The organism is bacterium, assembly GCA_030247525.1.
Classification (GTDB): domain Bacteria; phylum Electryoneota; class JAOADG01; order JAOADG01; family JAOADG01; genus JAOTSC01.
In genome coordinates this window covers 1-7623 of record JAOTSC010000158.1, presented here as the reverse complement: position 1 = coordinate 7623, position 7623 = coordinate 1, and the positions used below count along the sequence as shown (strand labels likewise).

Below are 7623 nucleotides of genomic sequence, written 5' to 3'. Positions count from 1 at the left end.
TTTCTACCCAATCGCAATCCAATCGTCAATCATTCCGGTGTTTACTATTCCACCAACCGCGGCGAAAATTGGTGCGGAATCGGACCGGATACTTATGTCGAAGAGTTGTTAGCAGTTGGCGATACCGTTTTTGCTACCAATCAAGCGATGTATAAATCCTCCGACCGCGGCGAAGGGTGGTTTTTTACATCACTGGGGCTGATCGATTCATTAGATGATCAAAGTGGGCAGTACCAACTCGCCATAACGCCGTCGGGAGCTTTGCTTGCTGGTAACCGGTTCATTTACCGGTCGCTCGATTTTGGTCGTACTTGGGTTACTGTTTACACGACCACCAATACAAACCATTTGATTCAATGCTTTGGTGTTTCGCCTTCCGGTGTTGTGTTGGCTGGTTCGCAAATCGATTTAGCGACCATGAGTTATTGGTTGCGGCGTTCGCTCAATTCCGGTGAGAATTGGCAATTGACGGTACAACTTCCTAATCCACCCAAATCGATTCTTTGGTTGTCGGGGTCGTCTTGGCTCATTGGTCTCCAAAACGGACTGTATCGCACCGATGACGATGGCCTCACCATTGCGCAGATACATCCAACCATGGATATCGAAACACTTGTACGCAGCGGAAACGGTACGATCTATTCCGGCGATTGGGGTGGTTATGTGAGGCGATCAACCGATAATGGCGCGACTTGGGTAACAGCGAATGAACCATTGGCAACCGCTACTGTAATTTATTCTCTCTTGATTTTACAAAACGGCGATATCCTTGCCGGAACCAGTCGGGCGGGGATTTTCCGCTCCATCGACCAAGGCAATAGCTGGACAGCTCAAAACACCGGTTTAGGGAGTACGCGAGTCTATTCGTTGGTACAAACCAATGATGGTGTTATCTATGCGGGAACCGAACAAGGCATTTACCGCTGTGATAATTTCTCCCGGATTAATGAGCCATTGGGTAGTGTCCAACTTCCGACTCGAGCAACGTTAGCCCCTGCTTTTCCGAATCCGTTCAATGCGACAACTACCATCGGTTATTCCCTTCCCACCGCAAGTTACGTACAAGTCGATGTCGTGGATTTATTGGGACGAACGGTGACTCAACTGGTTCGCGAACACCAAACTGCTGGGAGTCACTCAATCAGATTTACCGGGAAAGATATTGCGAGTGGTATCTATTTTGTGCGATTACAAACCGGGTCGAAAACTGTGACGCAGAAGATTGTGTTACTTCGTTAGCGGAACTGCAATCTACTTCGTACTATGAAAGGCAGGGTAGCTCACCCTGCCATTTTTACAAAGGATAGTGAATGCCAAATAGAATGCCGGTTTTGTTTCTTGGTCACGGAAACCCGATGTATGCAATCACTGAAAACCGTTTTCGCAGTGCATGGCAGAAGATTTCGCAACGACTCCCGAGACCGCAAGCGATACTTTGTATCTCCGCTCATTGGGAAACCGTGGGTACTTATGTGACAACCATGGCGAATCCGCGCACAATTCACGACTTTTTTGGTTTTCCCCCCGCGTTGTTCGATGTCGAGTATCCCGCGCCCGGTTCACCGGAATTAGCCCAACAGATCTGCAATATCGTTACCCGCACCGATGTAAAACTGGACAATCAGGATTGGGGATTCGATCACGGCGCGTGGTCAATCCTGTCGAACATGTATCCCACAGCCGACATTCCGGTACTGCAATTGAGTCTTGATCACACCCAGCCGCCCGAATGGCACTATCGGATTGGTAAACAACTTGCCTGTCTGCGCGAAGAGAAAGTTCTCATCATCGCCAGCGGCAACATCGTCCACTATTTGAGTACGGCAAATCTACGCCAGAAGGATGGGTTTGAGTGGGCAATCCATACCAACGATTTTTTAACGGAATGTGTCGTAAACCGGGACTTTGGGAAATTGTGCAACTATGAAAAATGCGGAGCTAACGTACATCGGGCAATTCCAACCCCCGAACATTACCTGCCGTTGCTTTATACCGTGGGTTGTTACGAAGAAGAGGAACCGATTACCGTCTTCCACAATGAAGTAGTCAACGGATCGATTGCCATGACTTCGTTTCAATTCGGGTAAAGTTTATTGATATACAATTCAGTTCATTCAACTACTCAACAGTACTTACTTCCCTTGTATCGTTTGAATATGCACAACTATCTGCGGAAATTATTTGACAATCGTCAAAGATTTCCTTTCCTTCATACCCCCATATTCCTATCATACAGCGTTGGATTTATCAAGTTCGCTTAGAAATCTCACCACAAAGTTCGTTACCGGTTTGATATGCCGGCTAAGCGCAACGGCGTCTGTTACAAAAGGGGGGAGCAATGAAACGTTTATGGATCGGATTTATCGCAGTTATCGTGATCTCGTTTGCAGTCTTGGGTTGGGCGGGATTCCAAATCTATCAAGAACACCCACCACTTCCCGACCGCGTGGTCACATCGACCGGTGAAGTCGTGATGCCCTCCGGTGCAATCGGCGCCGGACAAAACGTCTGGCAGGCGATGGGCGGCATGGAACTCGGTTCGGTTTGGGGTCACGGCAGCTACATTGCCCCCGATTGGACTGCCGACTGGCTGCATCGTGAATGTGTCTACATCCTTGACGCATGGTCGAATACGCAGTATCAAGTTCCCTTCGACAAATTGGGCGATGAGGGAAAAGCAATTCTCAAAATGCGTCTGATCAAACTGATGCGGACGAATACCTATGATGAGAGCCGTAATGTCATTGTTCTCGATACCATTCGCGCCCAAGCCTTCCGCGAATTGACGAAGCACTACTCAACAATATTTACAAACGGAAGCAATGAGTATTCGATCCCGCAGGATGCGTTGTCCGATCCCGCGAAATTGCAGCAACTAACTGCCTTTTACTTCTGGTCGGCGTGGGCAGCCTCTACTAACCGTCCCAACGATGAAATTACCTATACTAGTAATTGGCCGCACGAAGATTTGGTCGACAATCACCCGACCCCAGGCTCGGTGGTGTGGACTGGTGTCAGCATCATTGTACTACTTGCCGGTATTGGTGGAATGGTCTGGTACCATGCCGCCAACAAGCGGGAGTATTTGCCACAAGCGCCGCCGTTGGAAGACCCTTTGCGGTTAGCGACTCCCACCCCTTCGCAGAAAGCGACGATCAAGTATTTCTGGGTGGTCTCCGGATTAATCCTCGTGCAAATCCTCGTCGGCATCGTTACGGCACACTACGGCGTGGAAGGGAACGGTTTCTACGGTGTCCCCTTGGCGAAATGGCTGCCCTATGTGTTATCGCGGACGTACCATGTGCAGTTAGGCATCTTTTGGATCGCAACGGCATGGCTTGCCGCCGGGTTGTACATCGCGCCGGTCGTTAGCGGCCGTGAACTGAAAGGGCAGCGGTTTGGCGTCAATTTTCTCTTCATCGCGCTACTCGTAGTGGTCATCGGTTCGATGGTGGGTGAAGCGCTCAGCGTTCACAATAAACTGTCTGGCAGCGCTTGGTTCTACTTCGGTCATCAGGGGTATGAGTACGTCGATTTAGGACGAGTCTGGCAAATCTTGTTGACTGTCGGTCTCGTGCTTTGGGTCTATTTGATTGGCAGAAATGTCATGATTGCGATCAAGCGCAACGACGATCAGAAGCCAATCTTGACGACATTTCTGATTTCTTCGGTAGCGATTGGTTTGTTCTACATGGCTGGGCTCATGTGGGGACAACATACTAACTTAGCGATTGCAGAGTATTGGCGATGGTGGGTTGTACACCTTTGGGTCGAAGGATTTTTCGAAGTATTTGCGACTGTGGTAATTGCCTTCATGTTCGCAAAATTACAATTGATACGACTCGAAACCGCAAACCGTTCGATTGTCCTTTCCTCGACGATATTCCTTGCCGGCGGGATCATCGGCACCTTGCATCACTTGTATTTCTCGGGAACACCCACTCCGATCCTTGCATTAGGCGCCGTCTTCAGCGCATTGGAAGTCGTACCATTGGTGTTGGTTGGCTTTGAAGCATTCGAAAATCTTCAGCTTGCCCGCTCGACAAAATGGGCACAGAAATACAAATGGCCGGTCTATTACTTTATCGCAGTCGCCTTCTGGAACATGGTCGGCGCTGGTTTGTTTGGCTTTATGATTAATCCGCCGATTGCGTTGTACTACATGCAGGGACTCAATACCACGCCAGTTCACGGTCACGCAGCACTGTTCGGCGTGTACGGCATGCTCGGCATCGGACTCATGATCTTCTGTTTGCGGGTATTGTGGGTACAGCGAGAGTGGCACGAAAAATTGTTAAAATTCTCATTCTGGTCGATGAACATCGGGCTCTTTGCGATGGTTGTTATCAGCCTGCTCCCAGTAGGGCTACTGCAAACCTATGCCTCGGTGAAGTATGGCTACTGGTACGCCCGCAGCGCTGAATTCCTGAATACGCCGCTCGTCCATGCGGTGAAGTGGTCGCGGGTGTTTGGCGATACGATATTTGCGTTAGGAGCGATAGCATTGGTGCTGTTCGTTTTAGGATTGATTACCGGTCATTCCTTAAAAAAACGAGCATAACGAAACCCTACCACAGACTGGTAGCATAAGTAACAAGGCAGATCGTTCGGTCTGCCTTGTTTGCTTTGCTGCTTCTTGAAAACTGCACACTACTTATGAATCACAATCCTCACTGGTTGTTGTTCTTCCGGTGTAACGAGAAAATAAATTCCTGATGAGAGATGTGACACTGTAACTGAATGACCGGAACTTAGTCGATAACGTCCGGATTCCCGACCCAATATATCCACCAGATGAACCTCACGTTCCGCTGTATTCTCAGGAAGTGTGATGCGAATTATACCAGAGGAAGGTTGAGGTGCGATAATGATTGGTGATGGTTGACTTGCTTTCGGTTCATGTCTGATTGAAGTCGAACGTATCGTTATCGTCGAAATCGGATTTGTCCAAGAAACCGGAGGCGTTCCTTCATTCAATAGCGCGCTGGATATTGTGATCGACGCGCTACCCACACTATTGGGCAATGCTCGTAGTGTTACATAACAGAGCGCTCCGACACCCGAAACCGGATGTAAACCGGCAGCCGCGATCCGTAATTCTCCGGCAATCGCACCGCCACTATGGAAAGGTTCACCCAACCGTTCGGTGACTGCACCATTCGCATCGGCTCCAATGCCTACAATTTGCAACGAATCAAATTGAAAAAACACTTGATAGGCTAATACACCGGGAGATGCCGGGATTGAGTCCACGAGAACTGGTAAACGAAGCGAATCCCCCGCCATTATCGTTGTATCCGGCATCGATAGTACAACGGCGAGAGGAGTGTTCGCTGTTAGTAGTGCTAACCCGAATGTGACGAAAAGACTCATCAAATGACAAGTAACTCTCGGAACGATATACCCCATGCTCTGTGAATTTCCTATCTGATTCACGTCTAACATACTCAATAATTTGACTGGTTGAACACAGTTTGTGCGACTTCGGACGTTTTGTCTAACAACAAAATAAACACACATGAATATGAATTGTGTGATAGTCTGCACACTTTTCTTTCTTTTGATACACTCCGCTCTTGTGGGAAAACTGAATTCCTTTTAGCTTCCTGCTCTTGTAGCATCCGGACCGCTTGATTTCTTGCCTGTCACTGTGTCCGGTTCAATTCATCGAATCGAATCATTTACAGTGAGGAACTTATGCGATCGTTGTCTCTCGTATTGCTAATCCTGTTAACCATTGTCAGTATTTCTGCTGCCTATACAATTATCCCCGGTGGTACTATTTTCTCGGACTCTACTTGGAACTTAGCGGGAAGCCCATACATCGTGCAAGGGAGTGTAATGATCCCTGCCGGTGTTACACTAACTGTCAATCCCGGTGTTACTGTCAGTTTCGACGGCAACTATAATATCACTGTAAATGGCTCGCTTACTGCAGCCGGGACTTCCGGCGCGCGGGTAGTTTTCACGACCAATACCTTTGACCCTGCACCCGTGTATTGGAATGGGATTGCGAACTTTGGAACACTTATTCTCTCTTACACAACAATTTCTTATGGTAACATAGCAAACGTTGTTTGTTATTCCGGGACAACTACTTTCAGCAATACGATTCTCAACAATGCCCAAGATAATGGTGTAATCCTTAACGGCGGTTCCGCTTCGTTTGCCAATACGACGATTACCGGCGTTCCCGTTCCACTGATTCAAACCGCTTGGGGTGGCACGATCACCTTTGGAAGCAATAACAGTTTCAGCGGTACCGAAGGATCCTATTACTGGTTAAATGCTGGCCCTGTCGCTGGTGCAATGACTTTGCAAAATCCCGGGATTCCATACATTTGTATGTGGGGATTATCGATTCCCTCCGGTGCATCGTTGACTGTTTCGGCTGGAAACGTTCTTCGATTGCAAACCAGCACCGGTGTTGAAGTTTCCGGTACTTTAAATGCGACCGGAAATTCGGTAAACCGGATCCGGTTCACCACCAATGATCCTACACCTGCCGCCGGCCAATGGAATGGAGTAACTGTTAACAGCGGTTCGGCAACTTTTTCGTATTGCGACATTGAATATGCCGGACAAAATGGAAGCAGTCTGCTTAACGCAAATGGTGGTACTACAACTGTAACCGCATCCAATCTACGCTACGGCAGTGGTTATGGGCTTAAGCTCAGTGGTGGCAATTGCGCCTTTTCCAGCAGTTCGATTTCATATTGTACGTGGGCGATTCATCAGGATACCTGGAGTGGAAATGTAACCTATCCCGGACCTAACACAATCGCATTGAATGCCAACAATGGTGTCTATCTCACAGCACCGACGACTATTTCTGCGAGCGAAGCCATCGCCAATCCTGGTTGCCCATACTACGTTGTTAACAGCATCGACATCCCACTTGGACTAACGTTGACTATAGCACAAAGCTGTGTATTGAAATTCCAGTATGGTGGCTACATCCATGTGAGTGGCACATTGTCAGCGGTTGGCGGTAATGGCGGTACCCAAAAAATTCAAATGACTGACATCCGTGACGATGTCTGGGGTGGTGACACCAACGGCGACGGCGTGCTGACCGCTCCCGAGAATGGATCGTGGGAAGGTGTTACTTTTTACACTGGCTCAAGCAGCAGCTCAAGGGTTGACAACTGCATGATCCGCTACACCGGACTGTACGCCGGATTGTCGGCAGGTCAGTTAGGCGGCTGTATCAACATCTTTGCTGCAAGCCCCAAGATTAAACGCTGCGATTTATCGACCAGTTACTTCTCGATTCGCGTTGAAGGTGTAACCTCGGCTGAAATTGACTCCAATACATTCGGTATTGCGACATCCACACCGGTTGCATTATCAATGGAATCGTTTCCCAGCTCTCAAAATAATGCATTCTCCGCGTCCGATAACGGTTTCGATGCGATAGGAATTCTACCCGGTACCTTAACCGGCAATGCGAATCTTGTTCAGCGAAACTTAACTTCAATTCCCAATGTCACCTATGTTCTCCTCGGCTCGATCACAATACCATCGGGACGGTCGCTAACCATTCAACCGGGTGTTGTCGTTAAGTTCCCCGGTGTATTTGAAATCATTGTCGATGGTTCCCTTTCCGCCAACGGCACACTC

General features: G+C 48.6%; 5 protein-coding genes. 4 read left to right on the top strand and 1 reads right to left on the bottom strand.

The genetic code is table 11. From position 1 onward, the window contains the following. The 3 genes from OEM52_12290 to OEM52_12280 all read left to right on the top strand — a co-directional run. A partial coding sequence (locus OEM52_12290; protein ID MDK9700918.1) for a T9SS type A sorting domain-containing protein occupies positions 1 to 1239 on the top strand: 1239 nt, incomplete at its 5' end. Positions 1240 to 1310: 71 nt separating this feature from the next. Beyond that, complete coding sequence (gene ygiD, locus OEM52_12285) at positions 1311 to 2087, top strand: 4,5-DOPA dioxygenase extradiol (GenBank protein ID MDK9700917.1); 777 nt, start codon at positions 1311 to 1313, stop codon at positions 2085 to 2087. A gap of 251 nt (positions 2088 to 2338) precedes the next feature. Beyond that, entirely contained in the window at positions 2339 to 4561 is a 2223-nt protein-coding gene (locus OEM52_12280; GenBank protein ID MDK9700916.1) for a nitric-oxide reductase large subunit, read from the top strand. An 89-nt stretch (positions 4562 to 4650) separates the two neighbouring features. On the opposite strand, the gene OEM52_12275 is transcribed toward OEM52_12280, so the two are convergent. Next, entirely contained in the window at positions 4651 to 5409 is a 759-nt protein-coding gene (locus OEM52_12275; protein ID MDK9700915.1) for a T9SS type A sorting domain-containing protein, read from the bottom strand. Between the two features lie 288 nt (positions 5410 to 5697). On the opposite strand from OEM52_12275, the gene OEM52_12270 reads away from it, so the two are divergent. Further along, positions 5698 to 7623, top strand: a 1926-nt coding sequence (locus OEM52_12270) for a hypothetical protein (protein MDK9700914.1), incomplete at its 3' end; no start/stop codon positions are given.